The organism is Halobellus litoreus, from assembly GCF_024464595.1.
Taxonomy (GTDB): Archaea; Halobacteriota; Halobacteria; order Halobacteriales; family Haloferacaceae; genus Haloquadratum; species Haloquadratum litoreum.
The window spans coordinates 97,075-122,900 of sequence record NZ_JANHAW010000003.1 but is presented as its reverse complement, the minus strand read 5'-3'; the positions used below and the strand labels follow the sequence as shown (position 1 = coordinate 122,900).

The 25,826-nt window shown below is 66.2% G+C and carries 22 protein-coding genes; 12 read left to right on the top strand and 10 right to left on the bottom strand.

Going from position 1 to position 25,826, the window contains the following annotated elements:
* Positions 1–315: 315 nt before the first annotated feature.
* The 6 genes from NO360_RS14980 (at position 316) to NO360_RS14955 (ending at position 7,603) form a co-directional block, all read left to right on the top strand.
* Positions 316–1,362: a TAXI family TRAP transporter solute-binding subunit gene (locus NO360_RS14980; protein ID WP_256308650.1), complete on the top strand. Its 1,047-nt coding sequence runs from the start codon at positions 316–318 to the stop codon at positions 1,360–1,362.
* A gap of 143 nt (positions 1,363–1,505) precedes the next feature.
* Positions 1,506–1,952, top strand: a complete 447-nt coding sequence (locus tag NO360_RS14975) for a DUF1850 domain-containing protein (protein WP_345780210.1) — start codon at positions 1,506–1,508, stop codon at positions 1,950–1,952.
* Positions 1,949–4,660, top strand: coding sequence for a TRAP transporter permease (locus NO360_RS14970; RefSeq protein WP_256308649.1), 2,712 nt, complete (start codon positions 1,949–1,951; stop codon positions 4,658–4,660). Before NO360_RS14975 ends, NO360_RS14970 begins: the two co-directional genes overlap by 4 nt.
* A gap of 231 nt (positions 4,661–4,891) precedes the next feature.
* Positions 4,892–5,548, top strand: coding sequence for a helix-turn-helix domain-containing protein (locus NO360_RS14965; protein ID WP_256308648.1), 657 nt, complete (start codon positions 4,892–4,894; stop codon positions 5,546–5,548).
* Positions 5,549–5,863: 315 nt separating this feature from the next.
* A complete protein-coding gene (locus NO360_RS14960) occupies positions 5,864–7,267 on the top strand; it encodes a selenium-binding family protein (protein WP_256308647.1) in 1,404 nt (467 codons plus the stop codon).
* On the top strand, positions 7,268–7,603 hold the full coding sequence (locus tag NO360_RS14955; protein WP_256308646.1) for a 2Fe-2S iron-sulfur cluster-binding protein: 336 nt from the start codon (positions 7,268–7,270) through the stop codon (positions 7,601–7,603).
* A 162-nt stretch (positions 7,604–7,765) separates the two neighbouring features.
* Here NO360_RS14955 and NO360_RS14950 read toward each other — a convergent pair whose 3' ends face one another.
* Together NO360_RS14950 and NO360_RS14945 are read right to left on the bottom strand one after the other, a co-directional pair.
* The gene (locus NO360_RS14950) at positions 7,766–8,539 is read right to left on the bottom strand and encodes an MOSC domain-containing protein (protein ID WP_256308645.1); all 774 of its coding nucleotides are present in this window, start codon (positions 8,537–8,539) and stop codon (positions 7,766–7,768) included.
* Between the two features lie 132 nt (positions 8,540–8,671).
* The gene (locus NO360_RS14945) at positions 8,672–8,929 is read right to left on the bottom strand and encodes a hypothetical protein (protein ID WP_256308644.1); all 258 of its coding nucleotides are present in this window, start codon (positions 8,927–8,929) and stop codon (positions 8,672–8,674) included.
* A 149-nt stretch (positions 8,930–9,078) separates the two neighbouring features.
* On the opposite strand from NO360_RS14945, the gene NO360_RS14940 reads away from it, so the two are divergent.
* A complete protein-coding gene (locus NO360_RS14940; protein WP_256308643.1) occupies positions 9,079–10,455 on the top strand; it encodes an aminomethyltransferase family protein in 1,377 nt (458 codons plus the stop codon).
* Between the two features lie 208 nt (positions 10,456–10,663).
* Here NO360_RS14940 and NO360_RS14935 read toward each other — a convergent pair whose 3' ends face one another.
* The 6 genes from NO360_RS14935 to NO360_RS14910 all read right to left on the bottom strand — a co-directional run bounded on the left by NO360_RS14935 (position 10,664) and on the right by NO360_RS14910 (position 16,806).
* Positions 10,664–11,482, bottom strand: coding sequence for a universal stress protein (locus NO360_RS14935; RefSeq protein WP_256308642.1), 819 nt, complete (start codon positions 11,480–11,482; stop codon positions 10,664–10,666).
* 83 nt (positions 11,483–11,565) lie between these two features.
* Entirely contained in the window at positions 11,566–12,813 is a 1,248-nt protein-coding gene (gene glyA, locus NO360_RS14930; RefSeq protein WP_256308641.1) for a serine hydroxymethyltransferase, read from the bottom strand.
* 181 nt (positions 12,814–12,994) lie between these two features.
* A complete protein-coding gene (locus NO360_RS14925) occupies positions 12,995–13,852 on the bottom strand; it encodes a methylenetetrahydrofolate reductase (RefSeq protein WP_345780209.1) in 858 nt (285 codons plus the stop codon).
* Between the two features lie 162 nt (positions 13,853–14,014).
* Positions 14,015–15,256, bottom strand: coding sequence for a DUF8073 domain-containing protein (locus NO360_RS14920; RefSeq protein ID WP_256308639.1), 1,242 nt, complete (start codon positions 15,254–15,256; stop codon positions 14,015–14,017).
* Positions 15,257–15,387: 131 nt separating this feature from the next.
* Positions 15,388–16,368: a succinylglutamate desuccinylase/aspartoacylase family protein gene (locus NO360_RS14915; protein ID WP_256308638.1), complete on the bottom strand. Its 981-nt coding sequence runs from the start codon at positions 16,366–16,368 to the stop codon at positions 15,388–15,390.
* Positions 16,369–16,416: 48 nt separating this feature from the next.
* Positions 16,417–16,806, bottom strand: a complete 390-nt coding sequence (locus NO360_RS14910; protein ID WP_256308637.1) for a winged helix-turn-helix domain-containing protein — start codon at positions 16,804–16,806, stop codon at positions 16,417–16,419.
* A gap of 110 nt (positions 16,807–16,916) precedes the next feature.
* On the opposite strand from NO360_RS14910, the gene NO360_RS14905 reads away from it, so the two are divergent.
* From NO360_RS14905 to NO360_RS14885, 5 genes are all read left to right on the top strand, one after another.
* Entirely contained in the window at positions 16,917–17,585 is a 669-nt protein-coding gene (locus NO360_RS14905) for a DUF7509 family protein (protein ID WP_256308636.1), read from the top strand.
* A gap of 127 nt (positions 17,586–17,712) precedes the next feature.
* Positions 17,713–18,444 (top strand): creatininase family protein, encoded by a 732-nt coding sequence (locus tag NO360_RS14900; protein WP_256308635.1) that lies wholly within the window; start codon positions 17,713–17,715, stop codon positions 18,442–18,444.
* A gap of 223 nt (positions 18,445–18,667) precedes the next feature.
* Entirely contained in the window at positions 18,668–21,217 is a 2,550-nt protein-coding gene (locus tag NO360_RS14895) for a GcvT family protein (protein WP_256308634.1), read from the top strand.
* A gap of 126 nt (positions 21,218–21,343) precedes the next feature.
* Positions 21,344–22,612: a threonine ammonia-lyase gene (ilvA, locus tag NO360_RS14890; RefSeq protein ID WP_256308633.1), complete on the top strand. Its 1,269-nt coding sequence runs from the start codon at positions 21,344–21,346 to the stop codon at positions 22,610–22,612.
* A 52-nt stretch (positions 22,613–22,664) separates the two neighbouring features.
* Positions 22,665–23,975, top strand: a complete 1,311-nt coding sequence (locus tag NO360_RS14885; RefSeq protein WP_256308632.1) for an MFS transporter — start codon at positions 22,665–22,667, stop codon at positions 23,973–23,975.
* 106 nt (positions 23,976–24,081) lie between these two features.
* Here NO360_RS14885 and NO360_RS14880 read toward each other — a convergent pair whose 3' ends face one another.
* Complete coding sequence (locus tag NO360_RS14880) at positions 24,082–25,053, bottom strand: electron transfer flavoprotein subunit alpha/FixB family protein (protein WP_256308631.1); 972 nt, start codon at positions 25,051–25,053, stop codon at positions 24,082–24,084.
* Position 25,054: 1 nt separating this feature from the next.
* On the bottom strand, positions 25,055–25,810 hold the full coding sequence (locus NO360_RS14875) for an electron transfer flavoprotein subunit beta/FixA family protein (RefSeq protein WP_256308630.1): 756 nt from the start codon (positions 25,808–25,810) through the stop codon (positions 25,055–25,057).
* Between the last annotated feature and the right edge of the window lie 16 nt (positions 25,811–25,826).

The window sequence follows — 25,826 nt, the reverse complement described above, 5'->3', positions numbered from 1 at the left end:
GGCCGTTCGGGGAAGTCCGGATCTTCATCCCGTGTGGTCGCTCTGCCGGGGAGTTACAGCGGACAGAGTGGTGTTCGAATCCGAATTGAGGGAGGCGTTATTCGTTGGGGAGGAATGGTACGGGTGTTTATTTTTAAGTCGGAGATCGGCCGACGTTCGTTCACGAACAATTTATATATTATATGTGACTAAATCTGTTTTTGATCTATTACTGAGGGATGTGGCAAGTTGACAGGACGTATACCGGGTACATCTTCGAGTTTTGGTGAGAAATGACCAGAGATATAAACCTCTGTAGCGTTACTGTGAGATGGTATGTCATCCGAAAAAAGCCGACGGAGATTTCTCGAAGCGGCAGGTCTTGCAGGCGTCGCAGCGCTCGCCGGGTGTAGCGGCAACGGCGGGGGCGACAGCGGCGGCGACGGAAGCGGGGACAGTGGCGACGGCGGTGACGGCGGCGAAGACACCGCGACCGAAACCGAGATGAACGGCGACGGCGGCGACGCGGAGACCCGTCTGAGCTGGCACGCGGGCGGTACGGGCGGTACCTACTACCCGCTGTCGAACGAGTTCAAGACCATCGTCGAGGCGAACACGGACTTCTCGCTGAACGTCCAGTCGACGGGTGCGAGCGTCGAGAACGTCGGGAGCCTGGCGGACGGGTCCGCCGACTTCGCCCTGATTCAGAACGACATCGCGTACTTCGCGAAGAACGGCACGGGCATCGAGACGTTCGAGGGCAACGCGATCGATAACCTCCAGGGCGTCGCGACGCTGTACCCCGAGACGATCACGGTCGTCACGCTCGAAGGGACCGGAATCGAGACGCTGAGCGACCTCAGCGGCGCGACGATCAACACCGGCGACCTCGGCTCCGGGACGCAGGTCAACGCGAACCAGATCCTCGAAGCCGTCGGAATCAGCGACTACAACGAGCAGAACGCCGGCTTCTCGCAGGCGTCCGAACAGCTCGCGAACGGCGACATCGACGCCGCCTTCGTCGTCGGCGGGTGGCCTGTCGGTGCCATCGAGGACCTCGCGAACACGAACGACGTCCGCATCGTCCCGATCTCCGGCGACAACCGCGAAGCCGTCAAGGACGCCGCATCCTGGTTCGCCGACGACACCATCCCCGCGGGGACCTACACCGGCGTCGACCAGGCCATCGAGACGGTCGCCGTCCAGGCGATGATCGCCACGAACGCCGGCGTTCCGGCCGACACCGTCGAGACGGTCACCGCAGCCATCTTCGACAACCTCGACGAACTCTCGATCAAGACGGACTTCATCACCGTCGACAGCGCGCAGGACGGGATGTCGATCGAGCTTCACGAGGGCGCAGCGGCGTACTTCGACGCGTAATTCCGTCGGGCAACAGCCCCTCGTGAGTCCGCCCGTACCGTAGCTGTCAAAAGCACGCTCGTACGTATTTCCAATCGGTGAACCGAACGAAGATCACGCGGAAACGGGCTATTCTCCTGCTCGCGGCCGTCGCGGTCGTGATAGTGGTCGTGCTCGCGGGCGTGGCTGTGGCAGCCCCGACGGGGCAGGTGCTCGTCGTCGAGGACCTCGATACGGGCGAACGCTACATCACCCAGCCCGTCGACGACGGAAGCACTGTCGGTCTGGAGTATATGCACAGCGTCGAGAAGACCCGCGTGTACGACGAGTACCGCGTCGAGGGGCAAACTCTCGTGAACACGCGGATGGAGTTCGAATCTTACGGCTGGGGGTTGCCGGCGCGGGTCAACGTGACGAACGTCAACGGGACGTTCGTGTACGATCCCGCGGAGCCAATCACGACGATCGAAACGCTCTCGGTGTCGCCAGGACGGATCGCAAACCATACCTTGATCATCGATGACCAACAGTATGACCTGGTTGGGCGGACCAACGCCAGTGACGTCCGTATCCATATCGAGCGGCGAACGCTAGGGGACGTATTCCTATGAGCACGAATAACGAAACAGACGGCGCAGAGGGTGTCGAAGAGGAAATATCCAGGGAGGAAGCCGAAGAGCTCATCGAGGAGATCGAGCGCCGGCGTTCGTTGAAAGGGCTGGCCGCCCTCGCGGTCGCCGTGATCGGGATCAGTTTCTCGCTGTTCCAACTGGCGCTGGCGGCGCGGAGCTTCACGTTCACGATCCCGCTCCCGTTCGTCGAGAACTTTCAGGTGTCGCTGCAGCTCCTGCAGGCCAACGCGATCCACGTCGCGTTCGCGCTCGTGCTCACCTTCCTGATGTTCCCCGCCAGTATGGGCGATGGGGTCGTCGCCCGGAATCTGGGACGCCTCGCCGACGCCGGCGAGGAGGCGTTCGGTGCCGACAATCCGCTCGCGAGCGCATTCGACGGGTTCCGACGGGCGTTCCGCTGGGCGTTCGTCGACCCCGATCGAAGTCGCGTCACCCCCTTCGACGTGCTCAGTATGATCGCCGCCGCGCTCTCGGCGCTGTACTTCCTCATGGAGTTCTCCGAGATCCAGGACATGCGCGTGTTCGGCCTCGAATCCGGCCGTCCGGTCACCGAGATTTACACGTTCCTCGAACCGATCCTCGGCGGCGTTCCCTTCATCAGCGAGTACTCGTACGCGATGATCCTGGGCGTCGTCGGGGTGCTCCTGGTGCTCGAAGCCACCCGCCGGACGCTCGGGCTCCCGCTGATGCTCATCGTCGCCACGTTCATCGTCTACGCGCGTTGGGGCTATCTCATCAGCACCGGTACGCCGTTCCTCGGCCTGCTCGCGATCCCCGAGCTCACCTGGCCCGACATCGTCCAGAACCTCTGGTACAACACCGAGAACGGTGTGTTCGGGATCCCGGTCACGGTGTCTGTCAGCTTCATTTACATCTTCATCCTGTTCGGCTCGTTCCTGGAGATGAGCGGCGCGGGCCAGTGGTTCATCGACCTCGCCTACGCCGCCACGGGCAAGCGGAAGGGCGGCCCCGCGAAGGCGAGCATCCTCGCGAGCGGGTTCATGGGAACGATCTCGGGGTCGTCGATCGCGAACACGGTCACCACGGGCGCGTTCACGATTCCGCTGATGAAGCGGTCGGGCTACTCGCCGGAGTTCTCCGGCGCGGTCGAGTCCTCGGCCTCGTCGGGCGGGCAGATCCTCCCGCCGGTGATGGGGGCGGCCGCGTTCCTGATGGTGCAGTACACCGCGACCCCGTTCCGGGAGATCATCATCCTGGCGACGGTGCCGGCGGTCGTGTTCTTCTTCGGCGTCTGGGTGATGGTTCACTTCAAGGCGGTCCAGGAGGGGATCGGCGGACTCGAGGAGACCGCCTCGATGGTGGAACACATGAAGAAGGGGTGGTTCTACCTCGTGCCGATCTTCCTGCTGCTGTATTACCTCATCATCGAACGACTGTCGGTCTCCCGCTCCGCGTGGTTCACGCTCGTCGCCCTCGTCGCGCTCATCACGTTCATCGCGGCTTACAGCGAGAAGACCCGGACGTTCCTGCTCGGATCGATCGCGGCCATCGTCGGCGTCGAACTGGCGAGCTACGTCCTGACCGGCGTGGCCGTCACCGGACTCATCGCCGGGAACGGCGGGGCCGGCATCCCCCTGGCCGAGGCGGCCTCGATCGTGTTCCCACGGATCGGCTGGTACGCGATGCTGGCCGGCGCGGTGACGATGCTCGTGTACACCGACGTGCAGTCGAAGGTCCTCGATCTCAACCCCACGGTCCAGGAGGCCGCCGAATCTGCCGGCAGTCGGGGCGGGCAGGATCTCGGCGAGAACCAACTGTTCCGCGTCGGGACGTTCGTCGTCAAATCGATGGAGGAGGGCGCGCGCACGGCGGTCCCGGTCGTCGTCGCCGTCGCCGCGGCGGGCATCATCCCCGGTGTCATCAGCGTCTCCGGACTGGGACCGAACCTCACCTCGCTCCTCTTGGCGCTCTCGGGCGGGTCCATCGTGGTGATGCTGCTCGTGACCGCCGTCGCGAGCATCATCCTCGGGATGGGGATGCCCACCACCGTCACGTACATCATCCTCATCTCGATGCTCGCGACGCCGCTGGTCGAGTTCGGGATCCCGCTCCTGGCCGCGCACCTGTTCATCCTCTACTTCGGCGTCATCGCCGACATCACTCCCCCCGTCGCGGTCGCCGCCTACGCCGCCAGCGGGGTCGCGAAGTCCGATCCCTTCGAGACGGGCGTAAAGGCGTTCTCGCTGTCGCTGAACAAGGCGATCGTCCCCTTCGCGTTCGTGCTCGCCCCCGGGATCGTCTTACTCCGGCAGAAGGAGAACGCCGCCGAGTTGCCGATCCGCGATCAGTACCGCGTCGTCAACTTCGCGGATCTGGCGGAGCTCTCCTACTCGATTCCGGAGATCCTGATCCCCGTCGTCGGCGTCTTCCTGGGCGTCGTCGCTCTCGGCGCGACCGTTATCGGGACGCTCTACGGACGCGTGAACCGGACCGAACGGACCGGGTTCGCGGTCAGTTCGCTCCTGCTTATGGCGCCGCGGCTGCTCTCGGAGACTGTCTTCGACCTGCTCGGACTGGTGGGCGTGGCGGTCTCGGTCGACGCGCTGTTGCTCGACCTCGCGCTGCGTGGCGTCGGTTTCGTCCTCTTCGTGGTACTCGTCGCCAAGAACCGGCGCGAAGCGGAGTCGGCTGGCGGGCGAGCCGAGGTCGACGCCACGTCGGCGTAGGGGAGCGCCCGGTTCCGATCCTCCCTCGGCCGTATTCCTCGTGGTCTCCGCCGGGCAATCGACAGGCTAAGATACGCTCGGATCGCAGTAAACCGATAGACACTATTGGCCGGTAGGAGACCGGTGCGTATCGCTCGACTCGATCGGGTTGCGGGCCGCACGGTGACGGCGGGCCCGTCGGGATCGACCGCGACACCGAGGAGTCGACGGCTGAAAGAAGGGTCACGAACTATGTCGATCACAGCAAAGGTACACATCCGACACGAACACCTCGCACTCGTTCCGACGTTACAGAACCTCGACGGTGTCAGCATCCGCGTGATCACCCAGGGGACGACCGATCCGGGGTCGACGTACTTTCCGTTCCTGATCGAGTACGACGATCACGACGAACTCGAATCGATGCTCGAAGCCGACGTCACTGTCGAGCAGTTCGAGTTGATCGATCGAACCGGCGACACCGCGATCTACTACATCGAACACACGCCGGAGACGATCCTGATTAGCAGCGTGGTGACCGAGCAGAACGGGTTCCTCGTCCACACGGAGACGAAAGACGGTGGGTGGTTAGTTCACCTATTGCTGCCCGACCGGGCCGCGCTCAACGCCATCTGGGAGTACGCGATCGAGAACGAGATGGAGCTGGACATCATCGAGATCTACAGCAACGAGGACGCCGGCGGCGAGTCCTCGTACGGCCTCACCGACGAACAGCGGGCGGCGCTCCAGCTGGCGTTCTCGGAGGGCTACTTCAACGAGCCGCGGGACATCTCGCTCAGCGAAGTCGCCGAGGAGATGGATCTCTCCTCGACGGCGATGAGCGGGCGGCTCCGCCGCGGCATGCGGAACCTCATCGCGGCGACCATCGCCGAGCGAGAGCGGGAGTAACGCCTTTCGACGCGAACTCACCGGACGGCTCGCGGTCAACGATTCCCTACCCGAGCGCGACCGAGGTCTGCCGGGAGGAGCCCGCCGTCTTGCAGGGCTTGCGCACCGTCGCCGCAAGCGGCAGCGACGCCACCGCGGATCGCCGGGCGCCGTCGACGTCTCGCGGGCCGATCTTGGCGTCGCGTTGCTTCGAGGCCGTCGAGGAATACCGTCGTCACGGCACAAGAGACGTTGTCCGGCGTTTCTTTCCGAACACGAAATTGATTGAATAATAAACATAATATTAATTCATTGGACTCGAAAGAAGACGGAGGGATGAGTACTGACAAACCGTCGACTCAGTCGGAACACAGTAGCCACGACCACCACGAAGTCGAGGGGCCGGGCTATTCGACGCCCGCCGCGATGCGGACCGAAGGCGGGCGGGAGCAGACCGCGTACGTGATGGCACCCCGAGTCGGAATGGCGAACGACGGCCCCGACTTCGTCGGCGTCGTCGACCTCGATCCGGCGTCGGACACGTACAGCGACCTCATCGACACGATCGAGATGCCGAACAAGGGCGACGAGCTCCACCACTTCGGCTGGAACGCCTGCTCGTCGTCGTGCCACGCCGAAGGGCTGTCTCGCCAGTACCTCGTCGTCCCCGGGCAGCGCTCTTCGCGCATCCACATCATCGACGCGGAGGACCCGCGCGACCCCGAGATGGTGAAGGTCATCGAACCCGAGGAAGTGTTCGAGTACGACCTCTCAGCGCCCCACACCGTCCACTGCGTGCCCGGCGGCAAGATCGTCATCAGCATGCTCGGCGACGCCGAGGGCGAACTCCCCGGCGGCTTCCTGCAACTCGACCAAGAGGACTTCAGCATCGAGGGTCGCTGGGAGGCCGACCGCGGCGAGATGGAGATGAACTACGACTACTGGTATCAGCCGCGACACGACGTCCTTATCTCCAGCGAGTGGGCCGCGCCGAACACCTACTATCCGGGATTCGACCTCGACGATGTCGAAGCGGGCAAGTACGGAAACAGCATCCACGTCTGGTCCTGGGAGGGCCGCGATCACGTCCAGACGCTGGAGTTCGGCGACCAGGGCCGGATCCCACTGGAAGTCCGGATGAGCCACAACCCCGAGGAGACGCAGGGCTACGTCGGCGCGGCCCTGTCTTCGAACATCATCCGCTTCTACGAGCGGGACGACGGCAGCTGGGACTGGGACGTCGTCATCGACGAAGATGCCCGCGAACACGAAGACTGGGAGATGCCCGTCCCGCCGCTGATCACGGACATCCTCCTATCGCTCGACGACCAGTACCTCTTCTTCTCGAACTGGCTCCACGGCGACGTGCGGATGTACGACGTGAGCGACTCCGCAAACCCCCGGCTCGTCGATCAGATCTGGGCCGGCGGGCTGTTCGGCGATCGACAGGAGGTGAGGGGTACCGAGATCCGCGGCGCACCACAGATGCTGCAGCTCTCGCGCGACGGCCGGCGGCTCTACTGGACGACCTCGCTGTTCTCCTCGTGGGACAACCAGTTCTTCCCGGAGATCGCCGAGGAGGGATCGCTGATGCTGAAGGCGGACGTCTACCCCGAGGAGGGGCGGATGGAACTGGACGAGGAGTTCCTCGTCGACTTCGGTGACGCGCCCGGCGGACCGGCGCGCGCCCACGAGATCCGCTGGCCCGGCGGCGACTGCACCAGCGACGTCTGGCAGTGAATGGTCGTCGCCGACGGGGGAACGCACGCTGTCGAACTCTGCTGGTCGAGCGGGCGGAGCGAGACGATTCGCACCGGGAGCGACGAGACCGTGGTCGACGCCGCCGAAGCCGCCGAGGTTGCCGTCCCGTACGGCTGTCTGTACGGGGCCTGCGGGACCTGCGTCGCCGAACTGCTGGAGGGCGAGATGACACACCGGCGGTCGCCGCGAGCCCTGAAAGACCGGGCGCTCGAAGCGGGATACGTCCTGCTCTGTATCGCGACGCCGGAGACGGACTGTCGGGTCCGCGTCGGCCACGACATCCAGGCCGAAGTCGTGGGCACCCCCTGGAAGTAACGCTGACCCGACGGTGACGCGTCGCCGTCGATCCGGCCGTGGCTCAGTATGCCACGGGAGCTGTCAGTGCCCACGGCGGTGCGGGAGGCTCCGAGCGTTCGAGGCCCCAATCGCGAGCTGTCGACCCCGATCACCCGGATCCGAAACCGAATCTGGAACGGACTACGCGTCGAGGACAGTCACCGGGTCGCCGACCCGAAGTCGGCGTCCGCGGTCCGCCTCGGGAACCTCTGCGATGAGCATCGCCGTGAAGAAGTGATCGAACGCGTCCGCGTCCGCCCACTCGGGGAACGTCTCGCGGCGCCGCTCGACGAACCGCGCGCGAAAGTCGGGCGTGACCGCACCGGTGTCGGGGTCGCGTCCGGGGACGACGCACCGCCCGCATGGCGTGACGCCCTCGAGGCGGACGTCGCCGATCTCGACCGCCGGCGCGTCGTCGCCGACGAACCGATCCTCCCAGAACGCCGGGACGCCGGAGACCTCGATGTTGGCCCGCAGGCGGCGACGCGCCCCATCGACGGAGAGATCCTCGAACCAGCCGGCGATCGTTTCGAGCGTGGCCGTGCTGACCACCGAGGGGCCCATTTCGCGACGGTCGACGAATCCGCGGCGAGCGTCGCGTTCGAGCGTGAGATCGAGACCGAAGAAGTCGCCGAACCACGCCGCGGCGCGCTGACGTTCCCGCGGGAGGACGAACTCCCCGCTTTCGCCCGCCGGTGTCTCGACGACGAGCGTCCCGGTCTCCGGGTCGTAGTCGGTCGCGAGTTCGTGCACTCGCTGCGTGCGCTTGCCGTTCACCACGTCCCCCTCGGGATCGAAGAGGGCGAACTCCCGGTCACCGTCGAGGGTCCCGCCGTCGAGGACGTCGGCGGCCTGGACGTCGATGCCGGCGAGTCCCTTCACGGGGAACACCCGGAGCCGTTCGAGACGAGCCATTACCGAACTACCAGGAAACGAGTCGTGATTACAGTACCGCTTGTCGGCATCTTACAGTACCGCTTGTCGGCATCGTTTGCACGAGCGGATCCGAGAACGAGTCGGGAGTCCGAGGTCAGACGAGGGAGCCGACTAGCGCTCCGTGCGGTAGACCGGTCGGAGCGAGGTGACGTCTTTGTCGTAGCCGAGCCACACGCTGAGCGCGGTTGCCACCAGGACAAGGTACACCGGATACAGGAGGAGGAGAACGTACCCGAAGGCGAACAGGGTCAAGGTGCCGTACCAGTACAACACGACCGCGACGACGAGGCCGATAATCGCACCCGCGAAGATGCCGAGCCGGAACGCGCGAGCGGCGTCCGGACCGGGAGCGGGTCGAGACGGATTCATATGCCCGATTCGGGGCGGAAGGAGATAAACGATGCGCGGTATGCACTGATCTAGCACGCAGGGAGCCGACTCCCACCCCGGTCGTCCGGATAAAGGCACGGTACTTTCAGGGGTACATTTTATTTGGGTATGAGAGCATCTTTCATAGGATGTCAGGGGACTACGATCATCCAAACCACCCGAGTATCGACCAATCCGATAGAACACTCCCGCGGAACCTCCGACAGACCGGGGATCCGGGGATCCAGATGCTGGTCTCGACGCGCGTTCGAAAGTCTCCCTTCTTCCATAAATCGTTCAACGAGGAGGGAGCGTGGCGATGTTCGGTGTATAACCGCATCTACCACCCGCGCGGTCTCGTCGAGCCGGAAGACGGCGGGGCGATGGCCGAGTACGAGGCGCTGACGAACACGGTAACCCTGTGGGACGTCGCTGTCGAGCGCCAGATCCGCGTGAAGGGACCCGACGCGGAGGCGCTCACCGACTACGTCATCACGCGTGACGCGACCGAGATCGAGACGATGAAGGGCAAGTACGTCATCCTCTGCAACGAGGACGGCGGCATTCTCAACGACCCGATCCTCCTGCGCGTCGAGGACGACGAGTTCTGGTTCTCTATCTCGGACTCGACGCTGATGCAGTGGCTGCAGGGCGTCAACGTCGGGATGGACTTCGACGTCGAGATCGACGAGATCGACGTCGCGCCGATGCAGATTCAGGGCCCGCGCTCCGAGGACGTGATGGTGGAAGTCGTCGGCGAGGAAGTCTCGGAGATTCCGTACTACGGCCTGATGGAGGCCGAGATCAACGGCGCCGAGGTTCTCGTGAGTCAGACCGGCTTCTCCGGCGAGAAGGGCTTCGAGATCTACGTCCAGGACGCGATGGAGAACGCCGAGCGCGTCTGGGACCCGGTGCTCGACACCGTCAAAGACCACGGCGGGCGGCAGATCGCCCCCGGTCACCACCGCCGCATCGCCGCGGGGATCCTCTCGTGGGGCCAGGACATGGACCACGAGACCTCGCCGTTCCAGGTCAACCTGGGCTACCAGGTTCCCGACGACAAGGAGGGCGACTACATCGGTAAAGAGGAGCTCGAACGCCAGAAGGAACTCATCGAGAGCGGCGAGTACCCGTTCAACCTCAAGCTCGTCGGCCTGAAGATGGCCGGCGAACCGATTCGCGATTACGCCTCGGACTTCTGGATCATCTCCGATCCGGAGACGGGCGAGGAGTGCGGGTACATGACGTCGCCGTGGTGGAACCCGGACCTCGAGACGAACATCGGCCTCGGGTTCGTTCCGGCCGACAAGCTCCAGGATGCCGCGCAGGCGACGCTCGACGACGAGATCTACGAGGACGATCTGGACCTGGAGTTCCAGGTGCACCTCCCCGACGAGTACGCCGAAGAGGAGGGCGAGCCCGTGTTCGCGACGGTCGCGGAAGTTCCGTTCAAGGAATCCGTCAACCCGAGCGCCCGCGAGCAGGCCAAGCTCGGCGCGAAGAAGGAAGCCGAACAGAACAACTAACCCGGCCGGCTGGACCGGGTTCGAGTTCCGGTGACCGGTACCATTTTTTGATCTGGGCAGGTCCTGAGCGTCGATCGTGACGCAACCGTCCGCAACGTCCGGAGCGACAGGGTCGTCCGCAACGACAGAAGCGACAGGACCGGCTACACGTCAGTATCGACGGCGTACGGGGCCGCCGGGAACGAGGGGCTGGGGCCCACCGGCGCGACTATCCGGTGAGCGTCACCGGCCGGTCAGCCGAGAGCATCACGTCCTCCGCGATGCTCCCCAGGATCGCCTTCTGGACGCCCGAACGCCGGCGACCGCCCATCACGATCCCGTCGGCCTCTCGGTCCTCGGCGGTCGCCAGGATCTTCCGGGTCACCTCGCCGCCCACGGCGACGCGCTCGACGGACACACCGCGTTCTTCGAGCATCTCCGCAACCGCAACCGCCGCGCCGATCTCCTCGAAGTCGTGCGGCGGCGCGCCGGCGTAGTCCTGATGCGGGAAGACGTACATCACCGTGACGGAGACCTCGTTCGCGGCGTCTGGGAGGCTGCTCACGTAGGCCCCTTGGTGACGCGCCCGTTCGACGTTGCGATCGACCGGCAGGAGCAGCTCTCGCGGCCCGTCGTCGATCACCATCTCGGTCCCGGTGATCGTGACCGGGCGGTCCGTCGAGACGAAGACCTCGCGGACGGTACTCCCGAGCAGGATCGGTGAGATTCCGGACCGTTTCCGGCCGCCCATCACTGTCTCGTCGCAGTCGAGTTCGTCGGCGATCCTGGCGATTTCCGCCGCGACGCCGCCGTCGCCGACGCGACGGTTCACCGCGATGCCGTTGGATTCGAGGTGGTCTGCGGCCCCAACCGCCGCCCCGAACTCGTCGAACGTGACGTCGTCGACGGTGTCGAGACTGCTCGGCGGGACGACGGTCAGCACAGTGGCCTCGACCTCCGATTCGGCGTCCGGGAGGCTCGCCACGTACCGCGCCTGGTTGAGCGCCCTGTTCTCGTCGTCGTCGACTGGCACAAGTACCTGGTACATACCACACAATTGTTTATCGTAGTTACAATTATAACCAGGTCATCGTTCTTACCTGACAGGAATGGGAGACCGCCGATCGGCCGCTACTCGTACAGCGGATACTCGTCGGTGAGTTCGTCGACGCGCGAGGCGACCGCCGAGCGCGTCTCCTCGCTCTCGGGGTCCTCGATGACGCGCGCGATGAGGTCCGCGACCTCTCGGCACGTCGACTCGGTGAACCCGCGGGTCGTGACGCCGGGCGTGCCGATCCGGACGCCGCTGGGATCGAACGCAGAGCGCGTCTCGCCCGGGACCGTGTTCGCGTTCAGGACGATTCCGACGGACTCCAGGGCCGACTCGACCGTCTTGCCGGTCGTATCGGGGTGCGACGGCCGCAGGTCCACGAGGAGGAGGTGGTTGTCGGTGCCGCCGGAGACCAGGCTGAAGCCGTTCTCCTGAAGCTGATCGGCCAGCGCTTGGGCGTTCGCGACGGTCTGTTCGGCGTAGGCCTGGAAGTCGTCGGAGAGGGCCTCGCCGAACCCGACGGCCTTGCCCGCGACGTTGTGCATCGCCGGCCCGCCCTGCGCGCCGGGAAAGACCGCGGCGTCGATGGCATCGGCGTGTTCCGCGTCGCACATCACGATCCCGCCGCGCCCCGCCCGGATGGTCTTGTGGGTCGACCCCGTCACGAAGTCCGCCACGCCGACCGGCGAGGAGTGCACGCCGGCGGCGACGAGGCCCGTGATGTGGGCGATGTCCGCCAGGTGGTACGCGTCGACGGCGTCGGCGGTCTCCTGAATGCGCTCCCACTCGACCTCGCGGGGGTACGCGGAGTACCCCGAGACGATGATGTCCGGATCGAACGAGTGGGCAGTCTCCGCCAGCCCTTCGTAATCGACGTAGCCCGTCTCCTCGTCGACCTCGTACTGTTCGACCTCGTAGGTCTTCCCCGCGAAGTTCGCGGGGTGACCGTGCGAGAGGTGCCCACCGTGGGTGAGGTCCAGCGAGAGGATTTTGTCCCCGGGTTCGAGCATCGCCAGGTAGACCGACATATTCGCCTGCGAGCCAGAGTGGGGCTGGACGTTCACGTGCTCGGCGCCCCACAACTCCTTGGCCCGCCCGATGGCCAACTCCTCGACCTCGTCGGCGTACTCACAGCCCGCGTAGTACCGCTCCCCCGGATATCCTTCCGCGTAGTTGTTCGTGAGTTCGGAACTCTGAGCCTCCATCACGGCCTCAGAGACGTGATTCTCGCTCGCGATCATCGCCAGCGTCTCGTTCTGTCTCGTCCGCTCGCCTTCGAGGGCCTCCGCGACGGCGGGATCGACCGCCGCGACGGTTTCATACGTCATACGCTAGCGTCTCGGGCCCAGCGTCGGATAATGGTATCTGCTGACACAACGTGAAAGGAGTCCGATAGGCTGTGGCCGGTGCGGTCTCGCCCCGAACTGACGCGCGACAGACGCGAGACTGGTTAGTGGCGCGTCTGGGTGGAGAGAGTAAGAGAGGGGAACGCAGCCGTGCGGAGTCCTGTTAGCCGTTCAATCGGCTCTGCCGCCAGGATTCGAGGTCGGACGTCTGATTGAACGTGTAGATGTGGAGCCCTTGGAGTTTGTACGTCTCGTCGTCGACGTACGGGGCGAGCCCCTCGATCAGATCGTCGGGCTTGTACCGCCCGCGCGACCCGATGAACTGCTTGATGAAGCCCACGATTCCCGTGGTCTTCCGCAGGAACTTCACGGAGTCGCCGACGCCCACTTTCCGAGAGATGTTTATCAGCTTCTCGTACTTCATCACGCCCGGAATCCCCACCTCGACGGGGAGATCGATCCCGCGGGCGCGGATGTCTTCGATCCACTCGAGGATGGTGTCGGAGTCGTAACACAGCTGCGTCACGATGTACGTCGCGTAGGGCGCTTTCTTCTCCATCGCCTCCGCCAGTTCCTCGTCGGAGATGAAGTCGTGACCCTCCGGGTAGCCCGTGATCCCGACCTCGTCGAACTCGTACTCCAGTTCGTCCAGCGCCACGAGCAGGTCGTAGGCGGATTCGAACTCGCCGACTGCCTCCTCTTTGTCGCCCCCTGGCACGAAGATGTCCGTGATTCCGGCCTCGGTCAGTCGACGGGCGATCTCTTCCAGTTCCTCTGGGCCCTCGATGTACCGGGCCGCGATGTGGGGAACCACCTCGTAGCCGGCTTCGGCGGCCTCCTCGCACTTCTCGACCGTTCGGTCGATCCCTAACTGTGGCGACGTCGTGATCGCCACGGTCGCTCCCGCCGGCAACTCCGAAAGCTCTCCCTCGAAACTGTCGAACGGCATCAACTCGAAGCGTGCCGTGTTCAACAACTGCGTTACACCATCTGCGACCCCGCGCTGTGTACCAACGGACATCCTTACCTAACGATAGAGAGGGACGTACTTTTGTCTATTGGCACGCGGGGGAGCGTTTCGCTCCTCGGGGAGAGCTACTCCCGTCCGTGAGCCCTCTTTGCCCTCCGGAGAGGCGACGACTCCGAGGCGGTGAGACCCTTCGGATAGTCGCTTCCGTGCGTTTCAGGTTCCGTCGGGCGCGCACTGTCGGATACGCGCCGCCACGTCCTCGACGGACGTCTCCCGTTTCGGGTCGTCGGAGACGCGCCGCAGAACGAGATCGAGGACGTTGAGTTGACGGAGGAGCTGTCGCGTCCGGTCGTGCTCCAGGCCGAGTTCGCGGCCGACCTCGTGGACCGTCCGGGCGTCGACGACGGCATCGACGACGTCGTGGAGCGTCAACCGATCCGGGAAGCCGATCCCGTCGGCGACGAGCTGATCGTCCGGAAGCGGATCGGCCCGGGCGTCGTCCTCGACCCGTTCGTCGCCTCCGTCCGCGGTCGAGGGACCGGCCGAGATGTCGCTTTCAGCGGACGGGGACCGATCGGCCGGTTCTTCGCTATCGACCGACTCAGCGGCTGCCGCGCCCGTCTCGTAGGACGTCGGCGAGTGGACCCCCGCCTCGATCATATATCGACGGACGGTCTCGTCGGAGACGTCCATCTCGATCCGCTGACTCATCTCCTCGAAAGTGTCACACGACTCGTAGAGGCGCCGAAGGTACGGCGTGTCCTCGTACGGCGGCACCGAGTCGTCGCGCGCGGCCGCGAGCGACGACGCGTCGTCGGAATCGTCGACCGAGTCCGCAGTGGCGGCCGTCGAGGTATCTGTTTCAGTGTCATCGACGGCCGATTCAGTCGCCGTCTCACCGAACGCCGACGGCATCTCCGATTCGGGCCGCTCGGCGTCGTCCGTTCCTGCGGACGCGTCCAGTGCACCGGACGGCATTCCGGCCCCGTCGGTCACCGCGGACGCGGTCGGTCCGGGCTCAGGCGTGTCGGCGTCGGCCGCGGCCGACCGACCCGCGGAGCGAGTATCGGAGGACGAATCCGCCTCGATCACGACGTCCAACGACACGAGGACGTGCCCGCCCTCGAACCGCGCGTCGGTCGAGTTGGCCGAAACCCTCGTTCCGTCCGGCAGCGCCTCCGCAGCGTCCGTCGACGCGTCCGGAAATACTGGTAACTGAACTGTGAGATTGAGTTCGCCGTCGTCGACGCTGGCTGCGGTGGCTTCGAGCGACGAGGCCGCGCCCGACGAGACGGCCTCACAGAACGGGATCACGACATCGACGGTGGCGCGGAGCGAACCGCTGTCGCGCTCGTCCGCACTCGCAGCCGCTTCGACCCGACGCACGGTTCGACCGTCGGTTCCGAGCCGTTCGATCACGCGAGAGAGAGCGTCGAACGATGAGTGCGGCTGCATCGCCATATCACTGACAGTATCTAACACATTGTGGTTGGGTAACAGTGCGTGCGGAATGCTGAGGGCCTTCAAATGCTGAACCCCCGGTGGGAGACTCCGGGGGACGGAGGCGACGAAAACGAGAGAGCCGGTCAGGGCACCGTTGCGATGCTCACGATTCGCTCGCCGGTCACGACGACGCCGCCGCGGGAAGCGGAGTACAGGACGCCGGCGGCGCTCGCGGTGACGGTCTCCAGTCGTTCGAACGACGCCGGGTCGAACACCGCGCCGAGTTCCTCGCCCGCGCTCACTTCGTCGCCGACGCCGAGGTCCGATCGGAGTTCGAAGAGTCCGGACTCCTCGGCGACGACCCGCGGCGTGTCGTCTCGGAGGAGTTGCTGGTCCGGCGTCGACGCGCGGGGTCCGTCGAGGACGTCCAGCCGACGGAGGACGTTCAGGACGCCGTCGACGCCCGACTGGACGGCCGAGCGCGTGACGGTCCGGCTGTTCGAGAGCTCGGCGGTGATCGCCGGGACGCCCGCCTGCGCCGCCGCGAGTCGGAACTTCCCCGAGAACTCGTCGTCGACCGCGTCGTCGCCGACCGCGTCGTCGCCGACCGCGTCGTCGTCAGCCAGGAGGACCTCCGTCCCGAACGCCTCCGCGAGCGCCCGGGCGTCGTCGTCGGCCCGACTGAACCGGACGTGTTCGAGCATCTCTGGCATCCCGGTGTGGAGGTCGACGGCGGCGTCGCTCTCCTCGACGAGCGGCCAGAGGTTCGCCACCAGTCGCTCCTGGAAGCTCCCGTTCGAATCGCCCGGCCAGATCCGGTTGAAGTTCGAGTGGAAGGCGTCGTAGGCCTCCGGCGTCAGATAGGACCGGTGATCGAACGCGATGGGGTTCGTGACGGGGACGGCGACGACCGTGCCCGCGATCTCGGCGTCGACGAGGCGGTCGTGGAGGCGGCGCAGCGCCGCCGGGCCGTTGAGTTCGATGCCGTGCTGGGCCGCCTGGACGAACACCGTCGGGCCGTCGCCGCCCGCGTAGCGGTGGACGGTGACGGAGACGTCGCGGCCGGAGGGGAAGTGTCCGAGTTGGCGATCGGACACCGCGTGCCTCACGGGGTCGTAGTCCATACGCCGAGGGAGCGGGCGCGCGGTAAAAAGTCCCGGGAGAGCACGCGATCAGGCGTAGGTATCGTCGAACTCGCGTTCGCGACGCATCAGCTCCTCGACCCCGTGTTCGAGGATTCCGCGACCCATCGCGGTCGGTCGGTAGTACGTGTAGAATCCCTGACTGTCTGCGGTCCGTCGCTGGCGCTTGTCGACGAGGCCGACGTCGACCAGTTCGTCGAGGTGGTAGTGGAAGTTGTGCGCCTCGACGTCGACCGCGGCCTTGAGGTCGGCGGCGCTCAGTTCGTCGTTGGCGACGAGCGTTCGCAAGATTCGAAAGCGCGTCCGGTGGCTGATCGCCCGCTGCATCGCCAGGTACTCCTCGAGCGTGAGCCCGCTCTCGTCGGGGAGCGGCGGCTCCGGCCGTCGGACGCCATCGTTTGGGCGGTCGGTTTCTGCCATCTGGAACGACTCGGTCGAACGTTGACTCGCGAAGTACTTAGTCGTTCTCGACTAGAAAAGTTCTGAGAATCCCGATATTTATATATTATACCGTCGAACCGGGCGCTCGAATGCGGCAACGAATCGTCGACAGTCTGCCTCGGGCAGTCGGTGACTCCCAGGCCCTCGCACCGCCGCGACGCGAGCGGTTTCTGGTCTATTTGATGGGCCCGTACCGGACGTTCGACGTCGACGCACTCCTCCCCGACGACGCGGACGTCGAACGCGACGCGCCGTCGTTCGCGACCTGGGAGGAAACCAGCGGCGAGTACGCCGAGGACGAGGTGTTGCGCCTCCTCCAAGAGACGCGGGACTGTCTGCGCGACCGCGGGTTCAACGCCTTTCTCGCGATCGACGTCGGGATTTCGCTGGACGAGATGGACGCCGCGACGCAGAGCATCGCCTTCGCGCGGGCGAGCAACGCGGTCGTGTTCGTCGCCCCGCAGGTGGGCGACAATCTCGGCGTCGGGGTCGAGATCGGAAGCGTCCTCGAAGACCTGCTGTCGACCGAGGGGATGCGCGGGCAGGCCGCCGACGCGACGCCGCCGGAGCGCGCGCGCCGCGTGATGGTGGCGACGGAACCGTCGGTTCGGAGTGCGATGCTCGGATCGGTCAACGCGCGCTGGGACGCCAGCGTCCGGACGTTCACCGACGCCGCCGACTGCTGTCGGCTGTGTGCACAGTTCTGTACCCACGTCCAGAACGAGGAGCTCTACGGCACGCTCGATCGATTGGACTAACCGTTGGGAGGCCAGCTGATACCGGGAGCGTACCGACCTGCGGGCCACGAACTGAACGGCGGTCGAGACGTCTCGAAATCGCAGGCGCGTCGCGTCTTTTATCCGATCGCTCGAAGAACCGCCGCGTATGCATCTGGAACGCGAGACGTGGACCGACGCCGAGAAGTCGGAGGCGGAGGTTGCACTGCTGCCGGTCGGCAGCACGGAACAGCACGGCCCGCACGCACCGCTCGGTACCGACACGCTGGACGCCGAAGCCGTCGCCGCGGCAGCCGCAGAGCGGTACGCCGACCCCGTGATCGTCGCGCCCGCGATCCCGGTCGGTATCGCCGAGGAGCACCGCCGTTTTTCCGGAACGCTGTGGACGACGGAGTCGACGTTCCGCGCGTACGTCCGCGACGTCGTCGGAAGCCTCGCCTCGCACGGCTGGGACCGCGTCGTCCTCGTGAACGGCCACGGGGGCAATATCGGAGCGCTGAACGAGGTGACGGCGCGGATCGTCCGCCACGACGACGCCCTCGCCGTTCCGTTCACGTGGTTCGACGAGGTGGGCGACCACAGTTCCGAGATGGGCCACGCCGGCCCGCTGGAGACGTCGCTGCTCCGACATACGAACCCCGAGACCGTCCACGAGGACCGCCTGGAGGAGGCGGCCGAGGGCGGGAGCGACCGCTGGGGCGACTGGCAGGGACGCGTCAACCTCGCTGTCGACTCCGAGGAGTTCACCGACAACGGCGTCGTGGGCGACCCGCGGGAGTCGAGCGCCGAACTCGGCGAGGAACTGCTCGATCGGTCCGCCGACGCGCTCTGTGATCTCCTCGATGCGATTCGCGACCGCGATCCCGGACCGCGGGCGTGAACCGCGAGACGGCCACCGGACTGCAGCCGCCGCTCGTTCTTTCGATCGGTTGTCAGTCTGTGGTTTTGCCGATCCCGGCGAGGGGGTTCGGTGGCCGGACGTCGCGCGTTGTGAACACACACAAATCGATGAAATAATCACCGATGTGTGGGTTTCTTCGCCCCGTATACGGGCCCACCAATGTATTTATGCCCGTCACACCGTCACCGGCAGATGAGAACTAATGAGCAATCCGGAACTGCCGTCGCAGGCGGAAACCGTCGTCATCGGGGCCGGGGCGGTCGGCTGTAGCGTCGCCTATCATCTCACCGAGTTGGGTGCGGAGAACGTCGTCGTGATCGATCAGGGACCGCTGCCGGTCACCGGCGGATCGTCGGTCCACGCGCCGGGGATCATATTCCAGACGTCGCCGTCGAAACTCCAGACGAAGACGGCGCACTACACGAGTCGGCTCCTCTCCGACGCCGGCGTCTACGACGAGGTCGGCGGCATCGAACTCGCCCGCAGCGAGGAGCGGATGGACTTCCTCGAGCGGCGGGTCGAGTGGGCGGAGTCCTACGGCCTCCCCGACCCGCAACTCCTCTCGCCGGCGGAAGTCACCGAACACCTGCCGCTGGTGGACGAGGAGGAGATCCTCGGCGGCTACTACTCCCCGACGGACGGTCGGGTCGACGGCATCGCCGCGCTGCAGTGGTACATCGCGAACTCCGGTGCGGACTTCTACGGCAACACCGAAGTCACCGACCTCGACGTCGCCGGCGGCGAGATCGGGGCGGTCGAGACCGACCGGGGAACGATCGACTGCGAGCGCTGCGTCGTCGCGACGAACAACTGGGGCTACCAGACCGGGAAGATGGCCGGCCTCGACCTCCCGATCGCGCCGGTCGAACACCAGTACGTCGTTACGGAACCGATGGACGAACTCGCCGGCGCCGATTCGGGCGTCGGATCGAACACCGACGGACTGCTGGTGCCCGGAGACCGCGACATCCAGGAGTACATGAGCGAGGCCCCGAGCCAGCCGGTCGGCCGCGACCAGGACAACTCCCTCTATTTCCGGACCCACGGCGACTCCCTCGGAATGGGGTCGTACAACCACGAGACGCTCTCGGTCGATCCCGACGCGATGGGGAAGAACGACGACCGACAGGCGTCTGTCCGCGGCTTCACCCGGGAACACTGGGAGCAGCCGACCCATCCGGACCGAGAGAAGTCCGCGAAGCAGGCGTTCGACGAGTTGCTGCCGGCGACCGCGGACGTCGAATACGAGATGACCGAGAACGGCATCTTCGTCTTCACGCCCGACGGGATGCCGGCCGTGGGGCCGACCGCGCAGGTCGAGGGCCTCTGGAGCGCGCTCGCCATCTGGTGGACGCACTCGGGCGGCTACGGGAAGATCGTCGCCGAGTGGATGGAGAACGGCGTGCCGCGACTTCCCTCCGGGCCGGTCGACACCGGCGGCGTGCACGTCCGACGCTTCGAGCCGCACGCGGGCGAGAAAGACTACTTCGTGGACAAGGGCGCGAAGCGCTACCAGCAGGTCTACAGCATCGTCGAGCCGCGCTGGCAGCCCGACGAGCACCGCGGCCTCCGGACGAGCCCCTTCTATCACCAGCAGAAGGAACTGGGCGCGGAGTTCTACCAGTCCGGCGGCTGGGAGTCCGCACAGTGGTACGAATCGAACGCCGACCTCGTCGAGCAGTACGACGAGGAGATCCCCGAGCAGGAGGGCTGGCGGGGAATCAACCGCTCGGCGATCGAGGGCGCCGAACACCTCCATACCCGCGACGCGGTGTCGATGTTCGACATGACCTCCTTCAGCAGCATCGTCGTCGAGGGGAGCGAGGCGGAGGCGTTCCTCCAGCGGATGTGCAGCAACGACGTCGAGATGGACGTCGGTAAGGTCCGCTACTCGCTCCTCCTGAACGAGGGCGGCGGCATCCTCGCGGACGTGACGGTCGTCCGACTCGACGACGAGCGGTACCTCGTCACCACCGGCGGCGGCAACTCGCCGGGGATCCACGGCGGGTGGCTGAAGGAGCACGCACCCGAGACCGTCTCGGTCACCGTCGAAGAAGGCGCGAGGAGCACGATCGGTCTCTGGGGGCCGAAATCCCGCCTCCTGCTCCAGCGAGTCACCGACGCCGACGTCTCCAACGACGGGTTCCCGTACTTCACGGCCAAGCAGATCTACGTCGGCGAGGTGCCCGTGATCGCGCTGCGGGTCTCCTACGTCGGCGAACTCGGCTGGGAGCTGTGGGCGCCGACCGAGTACGGCCAGCGACTCTGGGAGACGCTCCGGGACGCCGGGGACGACCTCGACGTGCGGCCGATGGGCGGCGGCGCGCTGGAGTCGATGCGTCTGGAGAAGGGCTACCGGCTGTGGGGCACCGACATCGACACCGACTCGAACCCCTACGAGGCCGGCCTCGGCTTCGCCGTCGACCTCGACACCGACTTCGTCGGCAGCGAGGCGCTCGAATCGGCGAAGGAAGCGGGTATCGACGACGAAATCACGCCGATCACGCTCGACGATTCGGACGACGTCCTCCTCAGCGGCCGGCCGGTCCTCGTCGACGGCGAACCCGTGGGCTACGTGCAGGCCGCGGACTTCGGGTACAGCATCGGGAAATCGATCGCCTACACGTACCTCCCGACGGAGTACACCGACGCCGGGACCGACGTCCAGGTCCGCTGCGAGGGCGAGCTGTACGAGGCGACCGTCCGGGACGAGCCGCTGTTCGACCCCGGCCGCGAGAAGATCGTTCGCTGACCGATCTGCGTCCGGAGACTGAAGAGCCCCCCGCACGAATTCGACACACACGAACTGGACGACGATCCCGCCACGGGTCGACGCCGCGTCGGCATCCCGTGGTCCGCTGCAAGCACGCCACAACCAATGACCGAAACAGCACACGACCCCGAAGACGACACCGACGAATTGCCCGTGCAGTACGTCGACATCGAACGCGCACGAGAACGCCTCGACGACGACACTGTCGTCAAACAGACGCCGGTCGAAAAGAGCACGTCGCTCGGCAAACTCGTCGACGCGGAGGTGTACCTGAAGATGGAACACCTCCAGTGGACGGGGTCGTTCAAGACCCGCGGCGCTTACAACAAGATCAGCCAGGACGTCGCGAACGGCGTGAGCGAGTTCGTCGCCGCCAGCGCCGGCAACCACGCCCAGGGCGTCGCCCTCGCGGCCACCAGGTGCGGCGCCGACTCGACCATCTACATGCCCGAGGACGCCCCGCAGGCGAAGGTCGACGCCACCCGGAGTTACGGCGCGACGGTCGAACTGAAGGGCAAGGACTTCCAGGAGACGATGAGCCACGCCCAGGCCGCCGTCGAGGACAGCGACGCGGAGTTCGTCCACGCCTACGACGACGTCGACATCATCGCCGGGCAGGGGACGCTCGGATCGGAGATGTACCACGACTGCCCCGACGCCGACACCGTGATCGTCCCCATCGGCGGCGGCGGCCTCATCAGCGGCGTCTCGACGGCGCTGAAGCACCTCTCGCCGGAGACGCGCGTCGTCGGCGTCCAAGCCACCGGCGCGGAAACGGTCCACGAGAGCCTCGACAAGGGCATCCCGGTCACGTTAGACGAGGTCGACACCATCGCCGACGGCATCGCCACCGGCGGCATCTCCGAGGCGACGCTGTCGATCATCCAGGCCAACGTCGACGAGGTCGTCACCGTCACCGACACCGAGATCGCGCAGGCGATCCTCTTCCTGATGGAGCGCGCCAAACAGGTCGTCGAGGGCGCTGGCGCGGCGTCGGTCGCGGCACTCCTGAGCGACGACCTCGACGTGTCGGGCGAGACCGTGATGCCGCTGCTCTGCGGCGGCAATCTCGATATGACGCAGTTGCAAACGGTGGTCGTCCACGCGCTGACCCAGCGGAAACAGCGCATCCGCCTGCGGGTCCGCATCGACGACCGTCCGGGGAAGATGCACGAACTCTCCGGCATCATCGCCGACCAGGAGGCGAACATCCACGACGTCCGCCACGACCGCTCTGTCGAGGACCTCGAAGTCGGCGAGGCCTACCTCGTGTTCACCGTCGAGACCAGCGGCGCCGAACACGCCGCGTCGATCGTCGACGCCATCGAAGCCGCCGACTACACCGTCGAGGACGTCACCAGAGCGACCGAGTAGCGCGCCGTCGGGTTTCTAAAGGTCTATTACCCGGACCCGTCGAACCGATCACGTGAGTCGTCAGCGATCGATGCGTCGGTGGGCCTTCGTGGCGGTCGGCGCGGCCATTATGGGCGGGGCCGGAACCTACCAGTTCGTCTGGTCGTCGCTCAGCGCCGCCGTCGGAACGCGCATCTCCGCCTCCCCGACCGCGCTCGGGACCGTCTTCACGCTCTTCGTGATCACGCAGACGCTCGTCCAACTGCCGGCCGGGAGCGTCCGGGACCGGTACGGGCCGCGGAAGCTCCTCGTGGCCGCGGCCGCGCTGATGACTGCGGGGTACGTCGGTCTGGGCGTCGCTCCGACGCTGCCCGTGGCGTACGCCTCGTACGCGATCGGCGGAGTCGGCGCCGGCATCGCGTACACGGTGGCGGTCAACACGCCGGTCAAGTGGTTCGACGAGTACCGCGGCCTGGCGACCGGCATCGTCTCGATGGCCTACGGCGGGGTGAGTTTCGTGGTGATCCCGCTCGTCAGGGGATCGATCGACGCCGCCTTCACCCGGACGCTGCTCGTGCTGGGAGTCGCGGTCGGGATCGTGAGCCTGCTCGCCGCTGGACTACTCAGAGATCCGGAATCGGTGTCCGGTTCGGCAGTGGGCGTCGACAGCGGGGCGGAACCGGCCGAGGCGGCCGCGGACGCGGGTGATGCAGCCGACTCAAAGGACCTCGCGGAGGACGTATCCGACGCAGACGACGCTGACAGCTCGGTTTCGCCGGCCGCTTCCGACGACCCCACCGACGCAGTCGGGTGGCGAACCGCCGCCCGGACCTGGCAGTTCTGGGTCTTCTACGGCGTGCTCGTCGTCGTCAACGGCGTGGGGCTGATGCTGATCGGACAGTCAGTGGGTTTCGCGACCGGACTCGGCCTCTCGGCGTCGGCGGCGACGACCGTCGCGTCGAGCATCGCGCTGGCGGACGGGGCGGGGCTGCTCGTCCTCGCCGGACTGTCGGACCGACTCGGCGAGGAGCGGACCGCCGGCGCATCGCTCGTGCTGTGCGGGCTGACGCTGGCCGGCGCGGTCGCGAGCGGGACTCGCGGGCACGCGTCGCTGTTCGTCGCGTTCGTGGCCGCGGCGGCGTTCTTCCGGAGTCCGGTGTTCGCGATCTTCCCGAGCCTCGTCGGCCGCTACTACGGCGAGGCCCGCTCTTCGGAGAACTACGCGGCGATCTACACCGCGAAAGTGCCGGGCGGGGTGTTCGGCGGCACCGTGACCGGCGCGCTGATCGCGACGCTCGGCTGGTCGATGGCGTTCTACGTCGGCGCCGTGTTAGTCGTGGGAGCCGGCCTCGCCGCCTTCGCGCTGCGTCCGGTGGGCACGTAGGCTGGAGAGAATCAGTCTCCCCGTCTTCCAGAGAGAGTCGGGTCGCACCGACGCAGAACGGCAGAGGGAAAACCACGATCGCGACGAAAAAATACCAGCGGGTCCGTTACTCGGAGTGGCCGCGGGCTTCGAGTTCGTCGGCGATCGCCGGGGCCACCTCGTGGAGGTCCGCGATCACCGCCCAGTCGGCCTTCTGGATGATCGCCGCTTCCGGATCCGTGTTGATCGCGAGGATGTTCTCCGCGCCCTTACACCCGACCATATGCTGGACCGCCCCGCTGATTCCGGCGGGGATGTAGATTTCGGGCGCGATCTTCGCACCCGTCTGCCCGATCTGATCGTCGTGCGGCCGCCAGCCCTCGTTGACTGCCGCCCGTGAGGACCCCAGCGCCGCGTTCGGCACGTTCTCGACCAGCGCTTCGAGTTCCGAGAAGTCGCCGTCGGTCCCGCGGCCGCCGGAGACGACCACCCGGGCCTCCCCCAGCGGCACGCCCTCGACGTCGGACTCCTCGACCGCCGTGAGTTGCACGCGGAGGTCGCCGTCCCGGACGTCCGGCGCGAAGGCCTCGACCGCGGCCGCGTCGCCGCCGGTCGTCGAAACCGAGACCTCGTTGGCCGCCACCGTCAACAGGTTCGTGTCGGCGCTGAGCTTCGAGTGTTCGATCAGCGTGCCGCCCCAGCGCTGCCGGGTGAGTTCGTACGACTCACCCACTTCGACGTCCGTGACTTCCGCGGCCATCGTCACGTCGAGCTTCGAAGCCGCGTGCGCGAGCGTCTCCGCTCCCCGGTCCGTCCCGGGCCCGATCACGGCTTCCGTGCCGACCTCCTCGGCGCACTGCACGACCGCTCGACCGTACGCTTCCGGCGCGTAATCGTCGAGCGCGTCGTCCTCGACGGCGTGCAGCGTTTCGACGCCGTGGTCGCCGGCCTCGCCAGCGACGTCTGCGGCTCCGGCCCCGAACGCGATCGCTTCCAGGGGCTCGTCGGCCTGTTCCGCGACGTCCCGCGCGAGCGTCAGCGCCTGCAGCGACACGTCGTCGAGTCCCTCATCGTCGTATTCGACGAGCGTGAGTACCATCTCAGACTACCTCCAGTTCTTCGAGCACGTCGACGACCTCCTCGGCCGCCTCGGGGCTCTCCCCGATGATCTCGGCGGGACTGTCGTCGGTCTCGGGCACTTCGAGTTCGACCAGTTCCAGGTCGTCTTCGCGCGGTTCGGGTTCGGTCTGTTCGACGGAGGCCTTCCGCGCCTGCATCTTCGCGCGCATCGAGGGGTACCGCGGCTCGTTCAGGCCCTCTTTGACCGTGACGACCGCCGGCAGGTCGACCTCGTAGACTTCCGAGCCGCCGGGGATCTCGCGCTTGGCCGTCGCGACGCCCTCCCCGACGTCGAGGTCTTTGATGCCCGTCACGCAGGGCAGGCCGAGTTCTTCGGCCACCCGAACGCCGACCTGGTGGTTCGCCGCGTCGGCGGACTCGTTACCGAACAGCAGCAGGTCGAAGTCCGTGTCGCTCGTCTCGACCGCCTCGGCGATGGCCGTCGCGGTCGCGGCGGGGCCCCACTCGTCGTCGCCCCCATCGAGGAGCATACCGTCGTCGGCACCCATCGCGATGGCCGAGCGAAGCTGTTCCGTGGCATCCTCCTCGCCGAGGGTCAGGACGGTCACGTTGCCGCCGTGGTCCTCGACGAGTTGGACGCCCTCCTCGACCGCGCACTCCTCGTGCGGGCTGAACGTGAACCCCAGCGACGTCGTGTCGATGTCGAGCTTGTCGTCAGTGAGCGATACCTTCGCGCCCGTCTCCGGCACGCGCTTGATTGCTGTGAGTATCTCCATAGGTGTGTGCTCCGTT